Source organism: Nonomuraea sp. NPDC050394, from assembly GCF_044459065.1.
GTDB lineage: Bacteria > Actinomycetota > Actinomycetes > Streptosporangiales > Streptosporangiaceae > Nonomuraea.
This window is the reverse complement of sequence record NZ_JBITIO010000007.1, coordinates 184,052-207,406: the sequence shown is the minus strand read 5'-3', so window position 1 is coordinate 207,406 and position 23,355 is coordinate 184,052. Positions and strand designations below refer to the sequence as shown.

At 72.2% G+C, this 23,355-nt stretch carries 14 protein-coding genes; 3 read left to right on the top strand and 11 right to left on the bottom strand.

Features of this window, described 5'->3' with window-relative positions; genetic code table 11:
* Positions 1–18 precede the first annotated feature (18 nt).
* Positions 19–6,555, bottom strand: coding sequence for a polymorphic toxin-type HINT domain-containing protein (locus ACIBKY_RS27605; protein WP_397100842.1), 6,537 nt, complete (start codon positions 6,553–6,555; stop codon positions 19–21).
* Positions 6,556–6,567: 12 nt separating this feature from the next.
* Positions 6,568–10,449 carry a LamG domain-containing protein gene (locus ACIBKY_RS27600; protein WP_397100840.1) on the bottom strand — a complete coding sequence of 1,294 codons (3,882 nt, stop codon included), beginning with the start codon at positions 10,447–10,449 and terminating at the stop codon, positions 6,568–6,570.
* Positions 10,450–10,697: 248 nt separating this feature from the next.
* Here ACIBKY_RS27600 and ACIBKY_RS27595 point away from each other — a divergent pair, with 248 nt between their 5' ends.
* From ACIBKY_RS27595 to ACIBKY_RS27585, 3 genes are all read left to right on the top strand, one after another.
* Positions 10,698–10,856, top strand: a complete 159-nt coding sequence (locus tag ACIBKY_RS27595; protein ID WP_397100838.1) for a hypothetical protein — start codon at positions 10,698–10,700, stop codon at positions 10,854–10,856.
* 316 nt (positions 10,857–11,172) lie between these two features.
* On the top strand, positions 11,173–13,089 hold the full coding sequence (locus ACIBKY_RS27590; protein WP_397100836.1) for a Xaa-Pro dipeptidyl-peptidase: 1,917 nt from the start codon (positions 11,173–11,175) through the stop codon (positions 13,087–13,089).
* Between the two features lie 483 nt (positions 13,090–13,572).
* On the top strand, positions 13,573–14,268 hold the full coding sequence (locus ACIBKY_RS27585) for a hypothetical protein (protein ID WP_397100834.1): 696 nt from the start codon (positions 13,573–13,575) through the stop codon (positions 14,266–14,268).
* 1 nt (position 14,269) lies between these two features.
* Here ACIBKY_RS27585 and ACIBKY_RS27580 read toward each other — a convergent pair whose 3' ends face one another.
* Genes ACIBKY_RS27580 through ACIBKY_RS27540 form a run of 9 tightly spaced genes read right to left on the bottom strand, consistent with a single transcriptional unit; the run spans position 14,270 to position 23,339 of the window.
* Positions 14,270–15,994: a hypothetical protein gene (locus ACIBKY_RS27580; protein WP_397100832.1), complete on the bottom strand. Its 1,725-nt coding sequence runs from the start codon at positions 15,992–15,994 to the stop codon at positions 14,270–14,272.
* A gap of 13 nt (positions 15,995–16,007) precedes the next feature.
* Positions 16,008–19,013, bottom strand: a complete 3,006-nt coding sequence (locus ACIBKY_RS27575) for a hypothetical protein (RefSeq protein ID WP_397100830.1) — start codon at positions 19,011–19,013, stop codon at positions 16,008–16,010.
* A 19-nt stretch (positions 19,014–19,032) separates the two neighbouring features.
* Complete coding sequence (gene hemB, locus ACIBKY_RS27570) at positions 19,033–20,010, bottom strand: porphobilinogen synthase (RefSeq protein ID WP_397100828.1); 978 nt, start codon at positions 20,008–20,010, stop codon at positions 19,033–19,035.
* The gene (locus ACIBKY_RS27565; protein ID WP_397100826.1) at positions 20,007–20,798 is read right to left on the bottom strand and encodes an aspartate/glutamate racemase family protein; all 792 of its coding nucleotides are present in this window, start codon (positions 20,796–20,798) and stop codon (positions 20,007–20,009) included. The genes hemB and ACIBKY_RS27565 overlap by 4 nt, the downstream gene beginning before the upstream one ends.
* Before the next feature lies 1 nt (position 20,799).
* Positions 20,800–21,945: an FAD-dependent oxidoreductase gene (locus ACIBKY_RS27560; RefSeq protein ID WP_397100824.1), complete on the bottom strand. Its 1,146-nt coding sequence runs from the start codon at positions 21,943–21,945 to the stop codon at positions 20,800–20,802.
* The gene (locus tag ACIBKY_RS27555) at positions 21,942–22,658 is read right to left on the bottom strand and encodes a hypothetical protein (RefSeq protein WP_397100822.1); all 717 of its coding nucleotides are present in this window, start codon (positions 22,656–22,658) and stop codon (positions 21,942–21,944) included. The genes ACIBKY_RS27560 and ACIBKY_RS27555 overlap by 4 nt, the downstream gene beginning before the upstream one ends.
* Positions 22,655–22,951, bottom strand: a complete 297-nt coding sequence (locus tag ACIBKY_RS27550) for a hypothetical protein (RefSeq protein ID WP_397100820.1) — start codon at positions 22,949–22,951, stop codon at positions 22,655–22,657. Before ACIBKY_RS27550 ends, ACIBKY_RS27555 begins: the two co-directional genes overlap by 4 nt.
* Complete coding sequence (locus ACIBKY_RS27545; RefSeq protein WP_379609609.1) at positions 22,951–23,154, bottom strand: hypothetical protein; 204 nt, start codon at positions 23,152–23,154, stop codon at positions 22,951–22,953. Before ACIBKY_RS27545 ends, ACIBKY_RS27550 begins: the two co-directional genes overlap by 1 nt.
* Positions 23,151–23,339: a hypothetical protein gene (locus tag ACIBKY_RS27540; protein ID WP_184974744.1), complete on the bottom strand. Its 189-nt coding sequence runs from the start codon at positions 23,337–23,339 to the stop codon at positions 23,151–23,153. Before ACIBKY_RS27540 ends, ACIBKY_RS27545 begins: the two co-directional genes overlap by 4 nt.
* Positions 23,340–23,355 lie beyond the last annotated feature (16 nt).

The window sequence follows — 23,355 nt, the reverse complement described above, 5'->3', positions numbered from 1 at the left end:
GGCCAAACTAGTATCCTTTCACGTGAAAATCTGGCCGAGCTTGCTCAGGACGCCTTGATACTTCTCCACCTTTTCTACAATGCCTTCGAGCTTCGAGGCGAACTTCACCGGATCCTGTCCCATCTGCTTCGTCGCGTGGTCGTGCAGCTTGACCAGCGGCGGTGCTCCCTGCGTCTTGCGGGCGAAGGCCGGGACCTGATGCAACCCGGTGGTCGACACCTGGGGCTGGATCACCGGCGTGCGGGCCAGCGCCGCCCGGTTCTCCGCCATCTTGCGCCGGTCGGTCTGGGCACGGACCCCGCACACGAGATTCGGCTTGACGCCCCTGTTGTGGACCAGGACGTCCTCGTCCCCGCCTGCCACGTAGTACGTGTGGTCGGTCGCCACCGTCAGGTTGTGTACCTTCTGCGGCCGCGTATACGCCCGCACGGAACGTACCGTCACCGTGCCGCCGTCCTCGCCGCGCAGGACCGTGCCAGGACGCAGCCGATCGGCGCGCGCCCACTCCTTCGCGCCCTCGTCCCAGAACGGGTGGTTGGCCGTGGCCACGATCGTCCCGTCGCCGTCGCCGACGCCGACGCCGACCTCGACCAGGTCCTTGCGCCCGTCGCTGATGATGGTGGCCACCACGCTCCTGGCCCGTGCCCTGCCCGTCTCGGGATCGGTGGCCGTGACCTTGTCGCCGATCCGCACCTGGTCGATGCGGCGGCGGGAGCCGTCGCCCATGAGCACGGGGGTGTCGGGCGTGAAGCTCGAACACGACCCCCCGCTTGATGATCCTCCTGGGTCCTCGGTCTTCTTCTTCGCGGGTGGATCGCCCTTCGAGGAGGCGGTCTCCGCGGCGTCGTCGGCCTGTTTGGAGGTGCCGGAGGCGGCGTCGTCGCCCTTCTTGGCCGCCGCGGCCGCCGCCTCGTCCGCCTGTCTCAGGACGTCGTCGGCGGCCTTCAGGTCGTCCTGCCACTTCACGAAGCCCTTGGCCACTCTGACGACGCCCTTGGCCACGTCGGCCCCGACCGAGAAGATCTTGCCCCACGGCAGAAAGCCGATCACCATGCTGACGCAGGAGCCGATGTCGCCGCCGACGCAGTTGATGATGTCGTTCACGCCGAGCAGATCCAGGAGGATCTCGGCGCCGGCCTCGATGACCACGTCGACGAAGCTCTTGTTCTTCGTCATCTTGGCCTGGTCGATCTGGTCCTGCGACGGGCCGCCGTTGTTGCTGCTCGAGGACGAGGAGGAGGACGAGCTTCCGCCACCGCCACCGCCGCCGCCACCGCCACCGATGCCGATGTCGTACATCAGGCCCGAGGCGTCGTTGAACGTGGCCGGGCTGTTGTTGGCGTAGGCGTACCCGTGGAGCTGCTGCGGGTCGCCGGTGTCGGAGATCGGGTCGTCGGAGATGAAGCGGCCCGCCGACGGGTCGTACTCGCGCGCCCCTAGATGGGTGAACCCGGTCGAGGCGTCGATGTCACCGCCGACGAAGCCCTTGCCGTCGGGCCAGGCCGACGGCGCCTGGCCACGCGGCTCGCCGAACGGGGTGAACGTGCGCCGCGTGGCCTGGAGGCTGGTGGCGTCCACGGCCATCTGGGCGGTGCCCTGGTGGTCGCCGGTCAGGTAGGTGACCTTGCCGCCCGACTCGCGCACGGCGACGGCGCCGCCGTGCCCGTAGTAGCGCAGCGCGCTGACCTTGCTGTCGGACTTGTCGAGTTTCAGCTCCATCAGGCCGAGCGAGAGCGTGCTGGTCTCAGGCTCGCGTTTGAGGAGCCGGTCGCCGTCGGCGTTGTAGACGAACGTGGTCGCCTTGCCGGCCTTCGTGGACTTGGCCAGCCTGCCTTCCGCGTCCCACTCCAGCGTCTGCTCCTCGCCCGCGAGTACGCGCGTGGTCATGTTGCCCGCGGCGTCGTAGGAGTAGGTGTCCAGGCGCTGTCCTGCCGGGCCGCTGGTGACGACCTTGCTGAGCGTGTGCGGGCGCGGCTGTCCCGCCGCGGGCTGGGTGTAGGCGCTGGTGGTGTCGCCCGCGGGCGAGTGCCTGACCTGGGTGAGGCGGTTTCCGAGCGTGTCGTAGGTGTAGGAGTCCCAGTACGGCTGCGGCCCGCCGACCGTGGCGTTCGACGGAGCGGCGGCGCACTGGTCGGCGGCCGTCCACGCCTGGGTGAGCCGGCGCAGATGGTCGTACTCGAAGCACTGCGTGTCCCGCGACACCGCGTCGCCGAGCCGCAGCACGTTGCCCATCTGGTCGTAGGTGTAGCCCACGTCCGCGAGCTGCGGGGCCGGGTCGTCCCTGTCCACCCGCGCGCGCTCCAGCCGGCGGGTCCCCTCCTCGTAGTAATTGGTTAGCCACACCGGCTTGCCGCCGGCGTTCATCGTGTGCTGCATCGGCTCGGCGAACTTGGTGTAGAGCGTCTCGCTCACGTACGGCGCCGCGCCGGTCAGCGTGGACGGCAGCCCGAGCGCGTCGTAGCCGAGGCTCACGCTCTCGGCGGGCAGCCCGCCCGCGGCCGGGTAGTGGATCTTGGAGATGGACCCGTCGCCGTTGTAGCTCAGGCCGAACTCGTAGGTGCCGGCCAGCGCCCCTTCGGAGGCCGGGATCGTCACCTTCGACCCGGTCGGCTTGTTGGCCGGGGAGTATCCGGTGATCGTGCTGGTGTACGCGTCGTCGCCGACGTACCGGGTCGAACCGGCCGGAAGACCCTTGAGCGGCGCGTCGTAGGCCCACTCGGCGAGCTTGGCCGAGCCCTCCGACAGGCTCGTGGCGCGGCCGAGGTCGTCGTAGCGGTAGGTGAGCGTGCGTCCCCGGGCGTCGGTGGAGGTGAGGAGCTGCCCGGCGGCGTCATAGGTGTAGGCGGTGGGCCCGCGGTCGGGGTCCTCGTTCTTCACCAGGCGGTCGCGCACGTCGTAGTGGTTGCGCCAGACGTTGCCCGCCGGGTCGGTGGTGCTCTCCCGCAGGCCGTCCGGCGTGTAGGTGTGCTTGGTGGCGTCGTAGGCGCCGGTGGGCGTGCCCGTGGCGTACTGTCGCAGCTCGCTCACCCGGCCGCGGGCGTCGCTGAGCGCGGCGGTCGCGGTGCCGCCCGACGGGGGCGTCGTCGTGGTCCAGTCGGCGGCGTGGGTGTAGGAGGTGCGCCAGCGCTCGACGCCGTTGACCTTGAAGACCTCCGCGGTGGTCCGCTCGGCGCCGTCGCGCACGAACACGGTCTGTGCGGGAACCTGGTTGTCGGCCGCCTGGTGCAGCGCGGTGCCCGGCGGCTGGTCGTTGTAGTAGCTGGTATTGCGCTTGGCCACCAGCCCGCGCGAGTCGTAGACGGTGTCGGCCAGCGCCCGTCCGGCGCCGGGCGCCGGCACCTGGCTCTGGCGATGGCGCAGGAAGCCGTCGTACAGCTCGAAGGCGGAGACGTAGCCGCCGTCCGGCTTGACCGACGTCGAGGTCACCACGACCGGGCCGTTGGTCCTGACGAGGTAGGAGTACTCGCCCGTCGGCGTGTGGCCGTCGGCCTTGGAACGGCCCGGCAGCCACACCTTCGACAGCCGGCCCAGCCCGTCGTAGACCAGGTCGGTGCGCCGCTCGTTGGCGTCGATCTCGGCCGTCGGCCGGCCCCAGCCGGGGTCGAGCTCCGAGGTCGCGGTGTGGCCGCGCGGGTTGACGGTCCTGACCCCGGTCAGCGGGCCGCCGGTCGCCGGTGTGTACGACGTGGTCGACTTCCTGCCCAGGGCGTCGTAGGACTCGGTCACCCGGCCGTTGGCGTCATAGACGGCCCGGGAGGTCGTGGTGTAGGCGGGCTGCCCGGCGTTCCACCCGGACAGCTCCTCGACCTTGGTGACCAGACCACGCGTGTCATAGGTGGTGCGCACGTCGGAGAGCACGTCGCCGGGCGCTGGGGTGGCCGAGCAGGGCGCGGCGGCGCTCTGGATCCTGCCGACCTTGTTGATGATCCACTTGGCGGTGTTCCGCGTGTACTCGTGGCGAACGCACTGGTCGTCGCCCGCCCCGGCCTCGCCCAGGTCGCCGGTCTTGGTCACCAGCCCGTACTCGTCGAACTCCTTGGCCACCTCGACGGTCCGGAAACCGCCCCCGGCCAGCGCCGAGTGCCCGGTGACCCTGGCCTGGCGGACGATGTAGGCCTCCTGACCGCCGTGCTTGGCGGTGGGGCCGCGCTTCCACAGGCCGTTGACGGTCCGGCTGACGACCGCCCCGCCGGGCCCGTCGCGCTGGATCTCCTCACGGATCTGGCCCCGGTAGGCGCGGTGGTCGGCCACCTTGACGCCGTCGCTGTCGGTGATCGAGACGTCGCGGGCGCCGCCGCCTTCGAGGTGGTCGCCGTCCATGCCGCGGAAGTACAGGAACTCCGACTCCGACCGCTGCTCACCCGGCAGGCCGCGCTGTACCCGGACCCGTTCGTAGCCGCGCCAGTCCGACCACGTCTTGCGCTCGGCCGGGACCAGGTCCTCGTCCTCGTTGTAGTGCCAGGCCGGCGTGCCCAGGTAGTCGTAGGTGGTGCGCTGGTCGGGAGAGCCGCCGGTCCGGTCGATCTGGTCGACCTGGGCGACGACGTACTTGTGGAACCAGTCGTTCTCGATCGGCTCGCCGCCCTCCGGCGCCAGCCACTGCTGCGGGAAGCAGCGCTTGGTGTTCTGGTCTGGCTTGGCCGGGACCGTGCCGCGCGTGCACTCGGCCGGCTTGTAGGTGACGCTGACCTGGCCGCCGGTCTCGTTGTGCACCGTCTGGACGCGGTACTTGTACAGCGGCGGCAGGCCTTCGAGCCCGTCGACCCGGTTCATCAGCTGAGCGCCGTCGAAGTTGACCGGCGGCATCGCCGACGAGCCGCCGGTGTGCGTGATCGACTCCAGCCAGAGCGCGGGGCTGGTGCCGTCACCCGGCTTGGGGAACTCGTGGCGCAGCGTCCACGACTCCACGTCGCGGTAACCGGCGCCGTCCAGCACCCTGGTCGTGATCTTGGCCAGCCGCTTGGTGGACCAGAACGTGGGGGAGTACTTCTCCGGGCAGTCGCCGTCCGTGCACTTCTGGTCCCACGGCACGTCCGGCCAGTCCTTCGGCTGGTCCGTGGAGCAGGCGGTGCCGGGCACGCAGCGGCCGGCGGTGGTGAAGGCCACCTGGAGGGGCGACTTGCCCTTGTAGACCTCGCCGTGGCGGTCGCCGTAGTCGATGCGCTTGAGGTAGCCGGAGCGGTCGTAGGTCGTGCCCGTCTTGAGGTTGCGGGCGTAGCGGTTGGTCTCCTTGCCGTAGTAGTAGCTGATCACGTTGCCGCTCGGGTCCACGACGTAGTCGAGGTTCCACCGCCAGGCCTGCGTGCACCACGACGCGGCGTACGTCGAGGCGTGGCACGGCTCGCCCGCGTCGTCGCCGAAGACCGGCATCGTCCACGTCGAGGTCGTCTCCTCGTCGCCGCTCTTCCAGCCCGGCAGCCGGTTCAGCCCGAAGTGGTACTGGGTGCCGTCGAGCGTCGTCACCCGCCAGTGCTCGCCGGAGTTGTCGCCGTTCGCCGCGCCGTCCAGCTTCTCGATCTTCGAGCCGTCGTCGCTCTTCAGCTTCCACGCGCCGGTGTCGTCGTCGCGCACCAGCTCGCCGCCGCCGCCGTTGAGCACCATCGTGGCGTTGCTGGTCGACCAGCACTGATCGCCGGTCTTCGGCTTCACCCCGTCGTCGGCGCACGACTTGTACTTGCGCTCGATGTAGCCGGGCCAGAAGTCGAAGCCCTCCCCGGCCCAGCTCGTCTGGTTGTTGGTCGAGGCCGTCCGCCCGTCGATGCCTCCGGAGGAGTACGACAGCTCCACCTGCGGCGCCGGCCCGCCGGTCGACGGCGGCATGCGCAACGGATAGTTCCAGGTGAAGTCGCCAGTCTGCGCGCTGACCTGCCAGATGGCCGACGGAGACAGCGACGTCGCGGAGTAGCTGCCCGTGCTGCCGCCGGGCGCGGCGGTCACCGCGAACACGCCGTCGGTGGTGCTTCTCGCCGCCGGCCCCACGTCCGCGGCGAGCGTGGAGGTGGCCGGGTTGTTCCGGGTGGGAACCGGGGTGCCGGTACGGCAGGCCGCCTGCTCAGGCGTGGTCAGGAAGCAGCCTGGGTAGGCGACCACGCGCAGCCGCGCGGCCCAGTCGCCGCCGTAGGCGTGCCGGAAACCGGAGTAGTCCAGGTCGATCCGGGCCGCGGCGGCCTGCCGTACCTTGATCAGAAGGCCGTCGACGCCCGCGCGCTGCGTTGTCGCGCGGTCGGCCACCTCCACAGTGGCCTGCTGGGCCCCCGGCGCGGTGACCCACACCGGCAGCGCGCCCGCGCGGGCCCGCCCGGCGGCGCCGGGTCGCGCGTCGCCCGTGCCGGCGGGCCAGGTGACCTGGGGAGAAGTGGTGACCGCCGCCTGCATGGCGGGATCCTTGGGTAACTGCTTGACCGGCACCTTCTCGCCGGGGACGGATCGTTCCTGCTGCACGCCCGGCCGCCGGTCGGCGGCGGCGACCCCGGCCGCGGCCGGGAGCGCCTGGAAGTGCGTGAGCAGCAGGACGGCCGCGGCGGAGAAGGTGGCCAGACGCGAACGTCGGGACATCGTGAACTCCTGTCAGCTGTCGTGGGCGAGCTGGAAGACCTCGTCGTCGCTCAGCTCGCCCTGGTAGATGCGGACGTCGGCGAGGGCGCCGAGGAAGTGGCTGTACGCGGTGCCGTTCTTGAAGGTGCGGCCGAGGCTGACCGGGCCGGTGGCCTTCCAGGCGCCGGGCGCGTCCGCGCTGCCCTTGAGCACGCCGTTGACGTAGATCCGGGTCTGGCGGGCGGCGTGGTCGTAGACGCCGGTGAAGTGCGTCCAGACGCCGAGGCCCGGCGCGCCCTTGGCCTGGGCCTCGCCCCAAGAGGACGGCTCGGTCACGTCGGAGGCGGGCTTCATGATCCGCATCGCGCCGTCGTCGCCGCTCCACGCCAGGTAGAGGCCGCACAACGCGCTCGCCTGCTGGCACAGCACGGTTCTGTGGCCCGCCTGGTCGTCCTGCCTGACCCAGGCCGAGACGGTCAGGCTCCGGTCGGTCTGCGCGACCGGCCCCGTCGTGACCGCGCGGTCGTCCTCGCCGTCCAGGAGCAGCGCGGTGCCGTCCGCTCCGGTCGGCCCGCGGCCCCAGGTCGCCCCGCCCGCCAGCGTGGCGGTGTGGCCGCGGCCGCTGCTGTCGCCCACGACGCCGCCGCGGCCCTCGTCCAGCTTCCAGCGCGCGGCCTGCCGGGGAGCGTGCTCGGCCAGCGCGCGCAGCTCGTGCTCCGGCACGATCTCCTGCCAGACGCGCACGTCGTCGATCAGGCCCTTCCAGCTGCCGGTGCCGAACTCGCCGCCGATCCGCAGGGCGCCGGTGGCGTTCCAGCCGGCCGTGGCCCTGGTGGCGATGCCGGCCAGTTCTCCGTCCACGTACAGGCGTTGCTGCCTGGCGGGCGCGTCGTAGACGGCGCTCACGTGCGTCCACGCGCCGGCGGCGGGCTTCTGCAGCGAGACGGCCTTGGTGACCGCGGCCGCGTCGGTGTCGGCGGCGGTGGTGGCGAAGGCCCAGCCCGTCGCGGAGTGCCGCACGGCGAAGCCGGTCGAGTGGGCGCCGTCCTGGCTGAGCACCGTCCCGGCGCTCTGGGGGTCGGCGGGCTTGGCCCACGCCGAGACGGTGAAGCTCTGGTCGGTGCGCAGGGCTGGGCCCTCGGTGGCCGCGTGCCCGGCGGCGTCGAGCGACAGCGCGGTGCCCGACTCGGGGGTCCTGGAGGTCTCCCACGCGGTGGCGTCCCGGAGCGTGGCGGGCCGCCCGTTCCCGGACAGGTCTGCCGTCACGGCGCCGGCGCCCTCGTCGAAGGCCCAGTGTCCCGACGGCTTCGGGCGCGTGGCGGCGAGGGCGGCGATCTCCTCCTGGCCGAGCACCCGCTGCCAGGCGCCGGCCTCGTCGACCGCGCCCGCCCAGGCCGGGCCGATCTCCATGGGTCCGGCGAGCGCGGGGACCGTCGCGGCCGTGGCCGCTCCTGCCAGCACGCCGTCGACGTAGAGGCGCCGCTCGCCGGTCACCGGGTCGTACACGCCCGCGAGATGCGTCCACGCGCGCTGCAGCGCGGGCTGGGCCGAGGTGACGGCCGTAGCGGCGGTGAAGGCCCACTTGCCGTCGATGTCCCTGCCGAGGCTCACGCCGTCCTGCCGCAGCGCCGCCCTGGTCGCCTTGTCGGTGGCCAGGACCCAGGCCGCCAGCGTGAAGCCCTTCCCGGCGGACAGGACCGGGCCGCTCGTGGCCGCCTTGCCCGTGGTGAAGGTGACCGCTTCGCCCTCCCTGCCGTCGCTCCAGGCGGTCTCACCCGAGAGCGCCGCCGGGTGGCCGTTGCCCGAGGAGTCGGCCAGCTCGCCGCCCGCGCCCTCGTCGAGTGCCCACTGCCCGGCCGGTCCCGTTCCCTGATGGGCGAAGAAGACGTAGGTGCGGATCGGCCCCGGATTGCCCGCCCGGTCGGCGGTGCGGACGCTGAAGCGGTTGATCCCGTAGCGCGTGGGCGTGATCCGCACCGCCGCCCCCTCGCCGGGAGCGGTCACGCGCAGCCGCGTGGACGGCGGGTCCTCGTTGACGCCGTACACGTACTCCACCACGTCGTCCACGCCACCCGAGGTGAGCTGGAACGTTCCCGGCTCGCCGAGCCTGCCGCCCCACCCGTCCTCGGGGAAGTCGCCCGAGCCGACGCCGGGAACCGCGTGCGGCAACGTGGTGTCCACCGTGAACTCGCACCACGGGCTCCACCCGCTGGAGTCCACGCCGTCCTCAGCGCGCACCCGCCACTTGTAGGTGCCGCCGTCCACCAGCGCACCGGCTGGGATGGCGGCCTGCCGTACCAGGCCCGAGGTCGACTGCGAGGTTTGCGAGCTGCCGATCTTCGCGGTGCCGTCGAGCGCCCACCACTCGAAGTCGGCGCGCACGCTGTTGTCGCCGTCGCGCACGCGCGCCTTCAGCGTCGGCGTCGTCACTCCGATGTACGGCCGCGCCGCGCCCGTGGCGCAGTCCACGTCGGGAACCGTCGCGATCTGGTCCGGCGCCGACGGGACCGTGTTGTAGGTGATCTCCAGGGTCGGGTTGTTCTTGAACCGCTTCCATCCCTTGGTGTCGCCCTCGTCGCGGGCCCGCAGGCCCAGCGTCAGGTTGCCCCAGCCCTTGCCGGCCGCCTCCACGACCGCCGAGGTCGCGTCGAAGTCGACGCCACCGTCCGGGCAGGTGGAGCTGTAGCCCTTGGCGACGTCCTTGCCATCCAGGCGCCGATGCCAGGTGGGCTGGTCGCTCCATTTCGTCCCGGAGTCGATGGCCCCGGTCAGCCACAGGTCCACGGTGCGGCCGTCACAGGACCACGAGTGGTTCTCCCACGTACGGAACGTCGCCTTGATGATGTGCTTGCCGTTGACGTTGTCGGTGTCCATGCGGAAGAACGATCGCTTGGTGTCCACCGTGGGGAAGGACGACGGGTCGTTGTAATAGCCGGACGGCGCCGACTCGCTGGAGTTCCAGTACGACTGGCCGGAGAAGTGCTTGGAGACGTAGGTCCAGGCGGTCCTGGCCGCGCCGTACGACGGGTCGATGTGGACCGGGAAACGGGTCGCCGGATCCTTCAGCATCGCCTGGTCGGGCACCAGGACCAGCCCGCCGTCCGTCTTCTCCACACGCATCACCTGGCGCCGCCCGCCGATCGCGGTGCCGGCGGCCAGCGCCCGGAGGTCGGCCGGCTCGCCGGTGGCGTGGGAGGAGTCCCACATCTCGGGAGCGGGCGCGTGCACCACGACCTCGCCGCCGGCGTCGCGCGCGTCGACGTTCCCGGCCGCGTCCGTGGTGACCGACAGGCCCTGGGCGGAGGTGGTGAGCGTGATCCGGCGCAGCGCCTCCTGGGCGGCGGCCGCGCGCGTCTTGACGACCAGCACCTCGGAGAACCCGGTGGCGTTCGCGGTGACCTTGAGGTCCACGCCCGGCAGGACCTCGGGGTAGACGGCCGTGGAGCCGTCCAGCACCGGCGCGGGCAGCGGGCGCGGCCAGCCGAGCGCCAGCGAGCCGCCGTCGCGCCCGATCCTGGCCAGCGGGACCGTGCTGCCGCCGCCGGAGAAGGCCAGGTCGACGGCGGCCGCGCGGGGCGCGACCGTTCCGTCGGCGCGGGCCACGAGTGTGGTGTCGATCGGCACCCAGCCGGCGGCGGCGCGTACCTGAATGGGGGAGGCGTGCTGCTCCCGGGTGAACGTGCCGTCGGGGTTGGCGAACAGCCTGCCGGTCTCGGTGCGCTCGCCGATCACCTCCACGCGCCGGCCGGTGGCCTGGGCGGTCCCGGACTCGTCCGGCCGCACCCGCTCCTCCGGCGACCCCATCGCCGGAGGCTCCGGCGGCTCTCCCGGCCCGGCGGCGGCCGCCGGATGTCCCCACCACACGGCCGCCACAGCGGCCAGTACCGCCGCCGACCGGCGTAAACCTGAGCTCATGTCGTCCTCGCACGTCGCTTATGTTCACCTGACGCGCCGGACGGTAAAGTATTTGGCTTTTGATCCGCTTTCGATGCTCCGCGGGCCGTCTGACCGCGGGGCGCGCGAGAGGCCCGGACGGGATCGCGTTCCCGTCCGGGCCTCGGACCATCGGCTGGTCCTGGGTCCACTTCCCGTAGCCGGGCGGGTTCACGCTGCCCCTCGTCGCCCGGACGTCCTTACCGCTCTTCTCGTCGTAGAGCGTCTCCTTGTCCGTCGCGCTGCGGATGGTGTTGTTCTCGATGTACCAGTTCCGGTTGACCAGCTTGGAGGAGTACTTCTCGGTGATGATCCCGTTGGTGCCGGTGTGCCGGAACTCCAGGAACCGTCCGGTCGCCTTGTTCTTCAGGAAGTACCAGCGCTGGTAGTCCCTGGAGTCGCACGCGATGGAGTAGGCGTCGCCGGCCTTGTTGCTGTCGAGGCAGTGGTCGCTGCCGAAGTTGATGAACTTGTACGGCCCGGCGGTGCCGACGCGGCCGAGACCGGAGCGTTGCCGGCCACGGACAGTCCGGCGGCGAGTACGGCGGCCTTCGTGATTCTCAGCATGGGCCAGACGGTAGAACGCACCGATATCGATTGGCTTTCGATCGTTTGTCCGGTAATGGCGGCAGGTGGGGGGTTGATCAGGTTGGGGGTTCGTGACACATTGCGGATGTTTTTCGTCAATAGTCACGGAGGACACGCGTGCCACAATTATCCCCAGCCATCGCCGCGATCGCCGTCACCCTGGCGCTCGCCACCCCCGCCCAGGCCACGGCCGATCCGGCCGTAACCGTGGCGGACGGCCGGACCCAGCCGGTCTTCTCCTACGCCGACGCCGTACGCGAGCACGTCTACGTCGAGTCGCCGCTCGACAGCGACGGAGACCGTCGGCTCGACCGGGTGCGGGTGGACATCATCCGGCCCAAGGAGTCCGGCCCGGGGCTGAAGGTTCCGGTCATCATCGATGAGAGTCCCTACTACGACAATTCCGGGCGAGGCAACGAGGGCGAGCGGAAGGTTTACGACGCCGCCGGGAACGTGGTCAAGTTCCCCCTCTTCTACGACAACTACTTCGTGCCGCGCGGCTACGCCGTACTGAACGTCGACATGCTCGGCACCACCCGCTCCGACGGCTGCCCCGACATCGGCGGGCGGGCCGACGTGCTCGGCGGCAAGGCCGTCATCGACTGGCTGAACGGCCGCGCCAAGGCCTACCGCGCCGATGGCAGCCCCGCCCTCGCCGACTGGACGAACGGCAAGTCCGCGATGATCGGCAAGTCCTACGACGGCACCCTGGCCAACGCCGTCGCGGCCACCGGCGTCGAGGGGCTCAAGACCATCGTCCCGATCTCGGCGATCAGCTCGTGGTACAAGTACCAGCGCTCCAACGGCGTGGTCTACAACTACGACTACGCCTCCTGGCTGGCCAACTACGTGGACACCGATCCCGAGCCGAAGTGCAAGGCCGTACGCGACAGGATGGACGCCGAAGACGGCGACGCCACGGGCAACTACAACGCGTTCTGGGCCCTGCGTGACTACATCGCCGGGCTGCAGGGCGACGTGTCCAAGGTCAAGGCGAGCGTCTTCGTCGCCCACACCAGCAACGACCTCAACGTCAAGCCGGACAACTTCTCCATCTGGTGGAAGAAGCTGGCCGAGCGCAACGTCCCGCGCAAGATCTGGGTCGGCCACTACCAGCACGTCGACCCGTTCGACTTCGAGGGCCGCCGCGACCTGTGGGTGGACACGTTGCACCGCTGGTTCGACTACTGGCTGCACGACGTGCGCAACGGGATCATGAACGAGCCCAGGGCCGACGTCCAGCTCTCGCCCACCCAGTGGATCACCCAGCGCGACTGGCCCGCGCCGAACGCCGCCCAGGTGAGCCTGCGGCCCGGCGCCGACGGCTCGCTCGGCCTGAAGCCGGCCAGGCGCGGCACGACGGCGACGTTCACCGACACCAGGCTGAGCGAGGAGCAGATGGTCGCCGACGTCGGCACCCCGCAGCCGGGCCGCGTGGCCTTCACCACCGGCGAGCTCGCGCTCAACATGCGTCTGTCCGGTACGCCGAACGTGGACCTGCGGGTGTCGCTGGACAAGTCCACGTCCAACCTGACCGCCCTGCTCGTCGACTTCGGCGAGGACACCCGCGTCGACTGGCGGCGCGGCCTCGGCATCACCACGCTGACCGAGGAGAGCTGTCACGGCGAGAGCACGGCCCAGGACGACGCCTGCTACAAGAAGACGATCACCAACGTGGCCACGCGCCCGCTGGAGATCGTCGCCCGCGGCTGGATCGACGTGCAGAACCGCGACTCGTCGCTGGTCTCGCAGCCGGTGCCGCCCGGAACGTCGGTGAAGGTGGCGTGGGACACGCTGCCCCACGACTACACGTTCAAGAAGGGTCACCGGATCGGCCTGGTGATCGCCGGCACCGACGCCGACTACAGCGGTGAGGTGGGCACCGGCGCGAAGGTCACCGTGGACCTGGCCAAGAGCCAGGTGCGCGTGCCGTTCGTGCTCGGCAGCCCGCTGGCGGACGTGCCGCAGGACAGGACGGCGTTCCGCGGTCCGGCGCTGCTCGACCTGCCGGAGCCGGAGAACACGTTCTTCTGATCGGACCCTGGCCCGGGGCTTGGCGGCCCCGGGCCTCTTTTTGTCGATTTTTCGCGTTATGGGGAGTCAAAGGCAATGACACACCCGTACGACGCCGGACGGCACCGCGACGCCGACCCCGGCCAGCAGGACCCACCCTGGCCCGACCCCGACCCCGGCCACCCCGCCCAGCAGGCCCCACCGGAACCCGGCACTTCCCGCTCCAACGCCCTCGGCCGGCCCGACACACTCCCCTCAGAGGCGGGATCCGACCCTCTGCGGTCTGACACCCCGCGGTCTGACCCCCCGCGGCCTGACAGCCCGCGGTCTGACCCTCTGCGGTCTGACGCCCTCTGGTCTGACACTCCGCGGTCTGACCCTCTGCGGTCTGACGCCCTCTGGTCTGACCCTCTGCGGTCTGACACTCCGCGGTCTGACCCTCTGCGGTCTGGCGCCGGGTTTGGTGGGCCGGACACGCCTTGGACCGAGGCCGGGGCCGGCGGGGTGGGCGCGTCCGGGGGCGGGCAGGGCGACGGGTCGGGGCCCGATGTCTGGGAGAGCCGGCCGCGTACCCGGTGGCCGGGGGAGCCGGAGCCCGACGTGCTGGACGACTGGCCGGGGCGCGGGCACCTCAGGATGCGGGCGGTGGTGCCCGTCGCCGCCGGGATGGTGGTGCTGGCGGGGCTCGGCGCCTGGCTTGGACTGAGCGGGGGCGATCCGGACGAACGGCCCGCCGTGGCCACGCCCAAGGTCAGTCTCATGGAGGTGCCGGGGGAGGTGGTCTTCACGCCGCTGCCGAGCCGTACCCCCGAGGGGCCCGAGACGAGCGGGCCCGCACGGGAGCCGAGCGCCGAGCCCACGGCCGGCGCGCGCGAACCGACCACCAAACCCCCAGCCCAGCCGAGCGCTAAGCCCTCCACGAAGCCGAGCGCCCGGCCGAGTACGAAACCGTCGGCCAAGCCGAGTGCGAAACCGAGCACCAAACCGAGCACCAAACCGAGCATCAAACCGAGTGCGAAACCGAGCGCCAAGCCGTCCGCGAAACCGTCCGCGAAACCGTCGGGCAAGCCGTCGGCCCAGCCGTCCGCCAAGCCCACCCAGGCGCCCACCCAGAAGCCCAGCTCGCCCCCGCCGGGCGGGGAGCCCGAGCCCACCTGCGACAACTGGGTGGATTGTCATGATCTGCCGCCGGACATGTGACTCACACCAGCACGAAGATCTCGCTGACGCCCTTGGCCAGCGCCTGGATGTCCGCGCTCACGCTCACCTCCGGGTTGCCCGGATCGAACAGCACCGACAGCCGCTCCCGCATGCCCTTGCCGATCAGGGCCTGCCACACCGCGTTCGGCGCCAGGCCGGCGTCGAGGATGCGGCGGTGGTCGGCGTCGTAGCTGATCCGGTGGCCCCACAGGGTGACGGTCTGCGCGCCGAGTCCGATCGCGTTGCCGACCCTGGCGTCGACCTCGGCCTGCGCGCGTTCCTTGTCCCAGGGGGAGCTCTGGCCGGCGTGGGTCAGGCCGTACTCGCGCGAGCCGATCTGTACCACGGCGTCCCATCCGAGTGCCTTGACCGCCATCCACTGGGCCTGCGCGGCGATGGCCGGGGTGATCGCGCTCTCCTGTCCGTCCAGGGTGACCTTGAAGCCGCCGTACGACTTGCCGAACAGGCCGGAGGCCACGTACACACGGTCCACCCCGGAGGTGCGGATGTAGTCGTCCACCCGCGAGCGCGTCACCAGCGGATAGCGCGAGCGCATGTCCGCGACGCACTGCTCGGCCTGGCCGCAGCCGAGCTCGGGCACCACGACGCCCATGGCCAGCCGCTTGCCTGGCAGCTTCGCCCGCAGCGCCTTCGTCGCCTCGGAGACGAACTGCTTGACCTGCGCCGCCGAGGTGAAGTCACGGAAGCCCAGGTAGTCGGCGAACTTCACGCCCACCACGCCCGGCCGCTTCGCCGCCGCCACGAGCTTGGCCACCGCCGCCCTGAACTGCGCGTCACCGGCGCGGAAGTCGTCGGCCAGGTCGTTCTCCACCCAGATCCGCAGCCCGGCCTTGCTCGCGGCCGTGATCGCGGTGGCGACGGGCGCGGCGGAACGCACGGTGGGCCCGGGTCCGAGCTCGTCGGAGGGAGCCGGCGAGGGTACGGCGGGCCCCCCCGTCTCACCGGTGTCACCCGTGCCGGGATCCGTCGTGCCGGAGTCTGTCGTACCGGGGTCGGTCGTCCTGGAGTCGGTCGTACCCGGGTCTGTCGTACCGGAGTCGGTCGTCCTGGAGTCGGTCGTACCCGGGTCTGTCCTACCGGGGTTGGTCGTGCCGGAGTCTGTCGTTCCAGAGTCGGACCTGCCGGAGTCGGTCGTGCCGGAGTCTGACGGGGCGCGGTCGGTGCCGTCGGGGTCGGCGGGGGTCATGGCGTCGGGCGGCGGGCTGGTCAGGACCTGCTTCTTGCCGTTCACGTACTTCTCGTAGGTGACCTGGTTGTTCACCATGTTGATGCACTTGTACCAGCCGCTCGGCAGCTCCTCGCAGAACGTCTGCCCGCCCCGGCAGTTCGGCTCCTTCGACAGGTCCGTCTTCTGGTTGCAGCGCACGTAGTTCTGCGGCAACGGCCGTGCCTTCTCGAAGTTGGCCCCGCCGTCCGCCGCCCAGAACGCCGCCACCTTCGCCGCGTCCTGCGGCGGCGTCAGCCATTCGCACACCACGTACGACGGGGTGTCGGCGGGCAGCACGTCCTTGCACGAGTCGCCCTGCTTCACGTCGAGCGCCTTCTCCTGGGCCGACGACGGGCGCGTACCGGACGGTCCGGAGCCCGGGATGCTGCCCGGATCCGCCATCGCCAGGAACGGCATGAAGAACACCAGCGCGATCACGATCCCGGCGACGGCGAACTGCTTCTCGCGCCGGGAGATGCCGGTGAAGAACCCTTTCATCAGATCTCCTGCCTCAGTAGTCGGCGCTGTTCGGGCTGCAGTTGCTCCAGTAGCCGCCGCCCTTCATGTCGGGCACGAACGTGCCCTTGTCCTTGGCGACCGTCCACGACACGCTCATCGTCAGCGTGCCGTCGCCGCTGGTGGTTCCGGCGGTGGTGGTGCCGTCACCGGTTCTGGTGCCCGACCACGAGACGGTGATCGTGCCGGACTCGGTGGTGGGGGCTCCCGGACAGCCTGGACGGCTGGTGGGCGCGCTGACCGTGTAGGAGGAGCCGGAGACGCTGATGCCGTTCGAGCCGGAGGCCGAGGTGATCTGGCAGGAGCCCTCGCAGTCGAGCGAGAACGAACCCATCCGGCCCGAGCCCAGCGACGCCGACGCGTTCGACAGCCGCGCGCTGGGCGGCGGCGGCTTCGGCAGCTCGACCTTCTTGGCCATCGGCGCCGCCGACTCCTTCGCCGGATCCCTGTCGGGTGCCCTCGTGGGCTGCTTCGTCGGCTGTTTGGTCGGCTGCTTCGTCGGTTGTCTCGTCGGCTGGCGGGTGGGGGCCGTGGTGGGCTCCCGCGGCGGATCGGGTGAGTCGTCGGAGCTTCTCGTGTCTGACGGCTTCTTCGTGGTGGCGTCCTTCGGCTCCGCGGGGTTCGTGGTGGGGGAGGTGCTCGGCGGCGGCGTTCTTCCCGGTATGAGCTGTTCTGGGTTGGTCGTCCCCGGGTTCTCCTGCGGCGGTACCTCCACCTCGGGGTCGGAGCCCGGCTCGTTCAGGGTGATCACGGGCCGGGGTTGCGGGGCCGCGGCCTCGCTGACCGTGGTGGGACGCGGGCGGGCGTGGATGCCCGACCACGCCAGGCCGGCCACCAGCACCCCGGCGCCGACCAGCAGCCCGACCCTCGCCACCGAACGTACCGAGATGCGCGCCTCGGGATCGGCCTCGTCGGGACGGTCCTTCCAGAACTCGTCCCACTTGCCGCCCCGCCGTTCCCACGCCCGGAACTCGTCCTCGGCCAGCGGCTCCTCGGGGGTGGCCGCGGTGTAGGGGAGGGCGTAGGGATCACGCTCGGCGAAGTCGCCCCCGTCCCCGTGCGAGGGCCGGGTGTCCCCTTGCGGGGGCCGGGTGTCCTTGTGCGCGGGCCGGGTGTCTCCGTGCGTGGGGCTTATGTCCTCATGAGGTACGGCGTCGCCTCGCGAGAACGTGGTGTCGGCCCGAGAGGGGCCCGTGTCCCCGCCAGGGTGAGCGGCGTCCTCGTGAAAGGGGGTGGCCTCGCCATGGGAGGTGACGGCGCCGCGAGGGTCCGTCTCCTGGAAGTCCGCTCCCCGGGAGGCGGCGAAGTCCGCTCCACGGGAGGCGGCGGCGGGTTCGTGGGTGGTGGGCGGCTCGTCGGGTTCCGCGCCGTAGACGGGGGCCGCGTAGATGGTCGTCGAGTAGGTGGGCGTCGTGTAGGTGGGCGTCGTGTAGGTGGGCGTCGCGTACGGGTGACCGCGGCCGGGCTGCCCCGCATGGGACGACCCGCCGGGCCGGGCCGGGCCGCCGAACCCCAGGGGCGGCCCGGCCATCGGTCCGACGGAGGGATCGGTGGCCTCGGCATCCGGCGCGGCGGTCCTGCGATCGGCTCCGAAGGCGATCAGCGCGTCCAGATACCCGGACCCGGAGGCTTCTCCGGGCGTGTCACCGGAAGCACGCCCGGAGAAGGTGTGGTCGGCCGAGACCCCCTCGGACGAGGCGCCGGAACCCCGGCCGGACGACGCGCCCCCGGTGAGGGAAAGGCCGGGTGACGCGCCGGTGGCCCCCGGGCCGGATAACGCACTGGTGCCCCCAAGGCCCGGGGGCGCACTGGTGGTGGGCACGGGGCCGCCGGGTGGCGTGCTGGTGTCCCCAAGATCCCGTGGCGCGCCGGTGGTCCCACGGCCCGGTGGCGTGCTGGTGGGCACGGGGCCGCCGGGTGGCGCGGTGGTGTCCCCAAGACCCCGTGGCGTGCCGGTGGCTCCACGGCCAGGTGGCGCGCCGGTGGGTGCCGGGTCCGGTGGTGCGCCGGCGGGTCCCAGGGTGGGTGGCGCGTCGGGGGAGAGGCTGGGGAACGTGTCCGTCGCGGTGAAGTCCGGGCCGGAAGGGAGGGGAATCCGGCCGGGGGCAGCCGCGCCCGCCCCCGGTCGGACCCCGGCCCCGGTCGCCGTCGTGGGGTCGGCGACCGGGGTGTTCAGGGGATCGGCCGCCCGCGCGTCGGCGTACGCCGCGTGCGTGGCGGTGAGGGCGCCCGGCGGCGTCGTGGCCAGGGCGGCGCCGTCGGCCAGGCGCGCGTGCGGGACGCCGCCAAGCCCGTGTGACTGCACGGGAAACCCGTCGGCCCGCCACCCCACCGCGTCCGGGGCCAGCGGCGAGGCGAGCGGCAGCAGGTCCGACAGGGGCCCGCGCGGCGCCGCGATCGGCAGCTGGGTGAGCAGGGTGGCGGCGGGCATCCCCTTGGGCGCGGCCAGGCACGACACGCAGCCGTACAGGTGACGCCCCAGCCGGGCGCGGGTGCTGCGGCTGGGCGCGGCGGCCCACTCCGCCACCCGCCCGGCCAGCTGGGCGCACCCGTGGGCGGCCCGTGCCGCGGTCACCGCCGCCAGCCAGGTCTCCAGCCGCCACGCCGCCTCCCTGACCGTGGCGTCGATCAGGGACTCAGGCACGTCGAACAGCAGGGCGATCTCGGCGTGCGGCAGGCCGTGCCGTACCGAAAGATCGAGCAGTTCCCGGTACGGGCCGTCGAGCGCGATCAGCGCCTCGGGCAGCAGGCCGGACATGCGGCCGGAACGCGCCCACGACCCGGTGCTCGCCGGGTGTGACGCGGCCCGCGCGGCGCGGTGCGCGCGGGCCAGCGCGTACAGCCAGGGGCGCGACGCGGCCGGGTCGGTGACCTGGCCCGCGCGCGCCGACGCGGTCAGCAACGTGCCCGCGGCGGCCAGCTCGGCGTCGGACTCGCCAAGCTCCGTCCTGCAGTAGTCGTACAGGTGAGGCCCGTAGTGCTCACACAGTTCGCGGGACACGTCTTCTCCTCCGGAGGGGCTAGCGGTGCAGTCGCTGGGCGACCTCGGTGGCCCAGTACGTGATGACGATCCGGGCGCCGGCCCGGCGGATCGCGGTGAGGCTCTCCTCGATGGCCCGTTCGCGCTGCAGCCAGCCGTGCCCGGCGGCGGCCTCCAGCGCGGCGTACTCCCCGGACACCTGGTAGGCGGCGACGGGGACGTCGACCGCGTCGGCGACCCTGCGCACCACGTCGAGGTAGAGCCCGGCCGGTTTGACCATCACCAGGTCGGCGCCCTCCTCGACGTCGAGCTCGACCTCGCGCATCGACTCGCGGAGGTTGGCCGGGTCCTGCTGGTGGGTGGAGCGGGTGCCGACCAGCGACGACTCCACGGCGGTGCGGAAGGGCCCGTAGAAGGCGGAGTCGTACTTGGCGGCGTAGGCCAGGATGGGCACCCGCTGGTAGCCGGCGGCGTCGAGCCCGGCGCGGATGGCGGCGACCTGGCCGTCCATCATGCCGCTGGGCGCCACGATGGTCGCGCCGGCGGCGGCCTGCGCGACGGCGACCCTGGAGTAGGCGCTCAGCGTCGCGTCGTTGTCGACGTCGCCGTCCGGGCCGAGCAGGCCGACGTGCCCGTGGTCGGTGTACTCGTCCAGGTTGATGTCGCCGATCACGACGGTGGCCTCGCCGACCTCGGCGGCGACGTCGGCGAGGGCGAGCTGGGCGATGCCCTCGGGGTCCCAGGCGCCGCGCCCGTCGGCGTGCTTGGCCGCGGGGACACCGAAGAGCATGATCCCGCCCACGCCGGCCTGCGCCGCGGCGGCGGCGGCCTTGCGCAGGCTCTCGCGCGTGTGCTGGACCTGGCCCGGCATGGAGGGGATGGGCCGGGGCTCTTCGATGCCCTCGCGGACGAACAGGGGCTGCACGAGGTCCGACGGGTGCAGCCTGGTCTCGGCGACGAGCGCGCGCAACGCCGCGGTACGGCGCAGCCGCCGCGGCCGGTCGGACGGGTAACTCATGGCCGTGCCCCCAGGATCCGCTCGGCGTGCTCCAGGACGACCGCGGGCGGGCGCCGGTTCCAGTACCCGGCGTCGGCGCGGGCGGTGATGCCGAGGTCGCGCAGCCGTACGAGATGCTCGGCGGTCTTGACGGCCAGGCCGCCGGGGTCGATCACCGGCAGCCCGTGCAGGTCGCGGATGCCGAGGTGGACCAAGATCTCGTTGGGTATGCCCTCGGCGGGCACCAGCCATTGCGCGCCGGCCCTGGCCGCCCGCCGCGCGGCCGCCGTGTACGCGCGGACGAACGGGTCGAAGTCCTGGGCCAGCGCCCTGGTGACCACCGCCGCCCCGTCGTCGATCACCTCGTAGGCGGCCAGGGTGGCGCCGGCGGCCCGGATGTTGTCGGTGATCGGCTCGGCCAGGTGCGGGATGAAGCCGATCAGGCCCAGCCGGTGGCGCTCGTGGCGGGCGGCGTGCCAGGTGGCGTCGCCGTACCCGATGACGGGGATGGTCGCGCGCACGCGCGCGGCGGCGAGTCCGGGGTCCTGGCCGGCGCCGCTGATCCAGGCGGCGCAGCCGTCGCGCTCGGCGGCGGTGGCCGTGCGCGCGAAGTAGTCGCCGAACAGCAGGCCGAGCGGTCCGAAGCCGACCAGTTCCTCGGGCAGTTCGGCGGCGTAGGTCTGCGGCGGCAGGGTGTGGATCTCGATGGTGGTGCCGGGTCCGGCCACCTTGGACAGATGCTCCGCGTAAAGCTTGTCGAGCAGCGGCGAGCGGCCCTCGACGGCGTGCTTCTGGAACCAGATTCGCATGTCAGGTGTGCCTCACGGGAAGGGGGACGGTGTCGAGCATGGAGGCCTTGGCCAGGTAGGCCCGGGTGGCCTCGCCGTCGGCGGCGATCGCGCGCAGCGCGGCCATGGCGGCGGGCAGCCGGGCGGCGTCGCCGTCCTGCACCCCCGCGACCCTGGCCTCGCTGGCCGGGATGACGTGGTCGACGAGGACGGCGCGGCGGCGGCGCGCCCAGCTCTCCAGCGCGGCAGGCGGCTGGTGTCCCCCGAGTACGCCGGCGAGTGTTCTGCCGAGGTCGACCGCGTCGTGGATGCCGGCGTTCATGTTGAGGCCGCCGGCGGTGGAGGTGACGTGCGCGGCGTCACCGGCGAACAGCACCCGGCCGTGACGGAAGGAGGCGAGCACACCACTGGCCAGGTCGTAGCGGTGCGTGCCGAGGATGTTCAGGTCGGTGAGGGCCAGACCCGCCACCCGGCCGGGAATGGCCTCCCGGGGCGCGAGCCTGAGGATGATCCGCCAGTGGTCGGGCAGGCGGAGCAGGCTGCACGACTGGGCAGGATCGCGTACGTAGGTGAGCGGGGCCAGGCCCGGCAGCATCTCCTCCAGGCGCGAGCCCGTGAAGACGCGCAGCGCCTGGGTGGGGTAGCCGGACTGGGGGAACGGCAGGCCGAGCAGGGATCTGACGGTGCTGTGCGCCCCGTCGGCGCCGATCAGGTAGCGGGCGCGCTCCCAGCCGCCCCCGGTCCTGACCCGTACGGCGGTGCCCGTGAGAGCCACCGCCTCGACCGGCGCCCCGAACCGGACCTCGGCATGCGCGTACGCGCCGAGCTCGCCCAGCAGCAACGGCGTGAGCGCCGCCTGCTCGGCGTGCAGGCGGAACGGATGCGCGGTAAGCCCGGCCAGGCCCGCCATCCGCATCTCCGCCAGCACCGCGCCGGAAAGGTCGCGCCACTGCACCCGGTCCACGACCACGCCGCGCGCGACGAGACCGGCCGCGACACCGAGCTCGTCCAGCAGGTCGAGCGTGGCCGGATGGATGGTGGAGGCGCGCGAACGGGTGCCGAGCGCCGGTTCGCGTTCCAGCACGAGCACCGGCACCTCCGCCCTCGCCAGGGTGAGCGCCGCGGCCAGCCCGACCGGGCCGGCTCCGGCCACGATCACGGCGCTCACGTCGGCACCCGCTCGCCGTCACGGTGTTTCCTGCGGCCGAGCATGACCTGCTGGCCCGCGCTGGTCAGCGCCCACCACGCGCCGCACAGGTTGGAGGTCAGCACGACCCGTTCGTTGCCCTCGGCCAGCTTGCCGATCGCGCGGAGCGTGGGCATGCCGGTGCCGGTCAGCAGCAGTACCGCGTCGGGCGCCGCCCTGGCCTGCTCGATCTGGCCGACGAGCTCTTCCGTGGTCACCTCGTACGGCGCGAAGCGCTCGCCCGCCTTGACCGGGATCACCCTGGACACCCGCACCCCGGCCGCCGACCAGAACCGGTCGGCATGGTCGGTCAGCCACGGCTGGTACGGCGAGACCAGCGTGATCTCCCGCGTGCCCAGGTGTTCCAGCGCCCGCCGGGTGGCCTCGGTGGCCGAGGCGACCGGCAGGCCGAACTCGGCGCTGAGCTCTTCGCAGCGGCGCCGGTCGAGCTCGGGGCCGAGCAGGTAGCGCGAGCCGCTGCAGGCCATGACCAGGGCGTCAAGCGGCAGGCCGCCGAACGAGCGGATCATGGCGGGCAGCGCCTCGTTGTAGGCGTCCAGGCGTTCGGCCAGTTGCAGGCCGGGCCGTACGGGGAAGCGGGTGACGTGCAGGTCCGCCCGCGCGCCCAGCAGGCGCGCGAACTCCGGCTCCACCGCCGGATTGGCGGGCGGAACCACGACACCCACTCTGGTCACGATCTGCCTCCCGGGGGGTCGAGTGAGAAGAGCACGCGCAGCGCCTCCGCCAGGCCCGCGTCATGGGCCACGCGCCGGCCGAGGTCGCCGCCGAAGAAGGCGTCCACCACCCGCTGGACGGTCCGGCCCACCTCGTCGCGGGCACGGGCGTCCAGTTCCGGGACGCGGGCGGACAGGCGGCGCAGCTCCGCGTCGCAGACCACGGCCGCCCGGTCGCGCAGTGCCATGACGAGCACCGTGCTGCCCCAGGAGGGCACCGGAGCGGTCCGGGGTAACAGCGTCGGGGCGGTCATCAGCAGCCCGACCACGACGCGGCGCGGATCGCCGCCTCGCGACGGGCACGGGCGTCCATCGGGGGCTCGGCGTCCACTTCGACCCGGGCGCCGCGGCCGAGCACCTCGCGGGCCGCGCCGCCGATCCGCGCGGCCAGCTCGTCCTGCTGCTCGCCGGTGAAACCCGGCTCCACCGTGACGGTGAGCTTGCGGCGGGCGCTCACGACGCGCGCTCCAGAGCCTGGTCGATCACGTTGATGGCCAGGTCGGACACCTGTCGGATGTGGCGCAGCCGGTGGACGGTGCGCGCGGTCGCCGCCGACAGCGCGGGCATGCCGTCGGTGGGCGTCTCGTCGGGGTTCTGGTAGGGGTGCTGGTACGGCCGGCGGGGTTCGTCGTCGTCGTGCATGAAGTGCTCCTACGGG

Coding starts and splice junctions, on each gene's coding strand:
- ACIBKY_RS27605 (WP_397100842.1), bottom strand. CDS start 6,555: ATGTCCCGACGTTCGCGTCTGGCCACCTTCTCCGCCGCGGCCGTCCTG.
- ACIBKY_RS27600 (WP_397100840.1), bottom strand. CDS start 10,449: ATGAGCTCAGGTTTACGCCGGTCGGCGGCGGTACTGGCCGCTGTGGCG.
- ACIBKY_RS27580 (WP_397100832.1), bottom strand. CDS start 15,994: ATGAAAGGGTTCTTCACCGGCATCTCCCGGCGCGAGAAGCAGTTCGCC.
- hemB (WP_397100828.1), bottom strand. CDS start 20,010: ATGAGTTACCCGTCCGACCGGCCGCGGCGGCTGCGCCGTACCGCGGCG.
- ACIBKY_RS27565 (WP_397100826.1), bottom strand. CDS start 20,798: ATGCGAATCTGGTTCCAGAAGCACGCCGTCGAGGGCCGCTCGCCGCTG.
- ACIBKY_RS27550 (WP_397100820.1), bottom strand. CDS start 22,951: ATGACCGCCCCGACGCTGTTACCCCGGACCGCTCCGGTGCCCTCCTGG.
- ACIBKY_RS27540 (WP_184974744.1), bottom strand. CDS start 23,339: ATGCACGACGACGACGAACCCCGCCGGCCGTACCAGCACCCCTACCAG.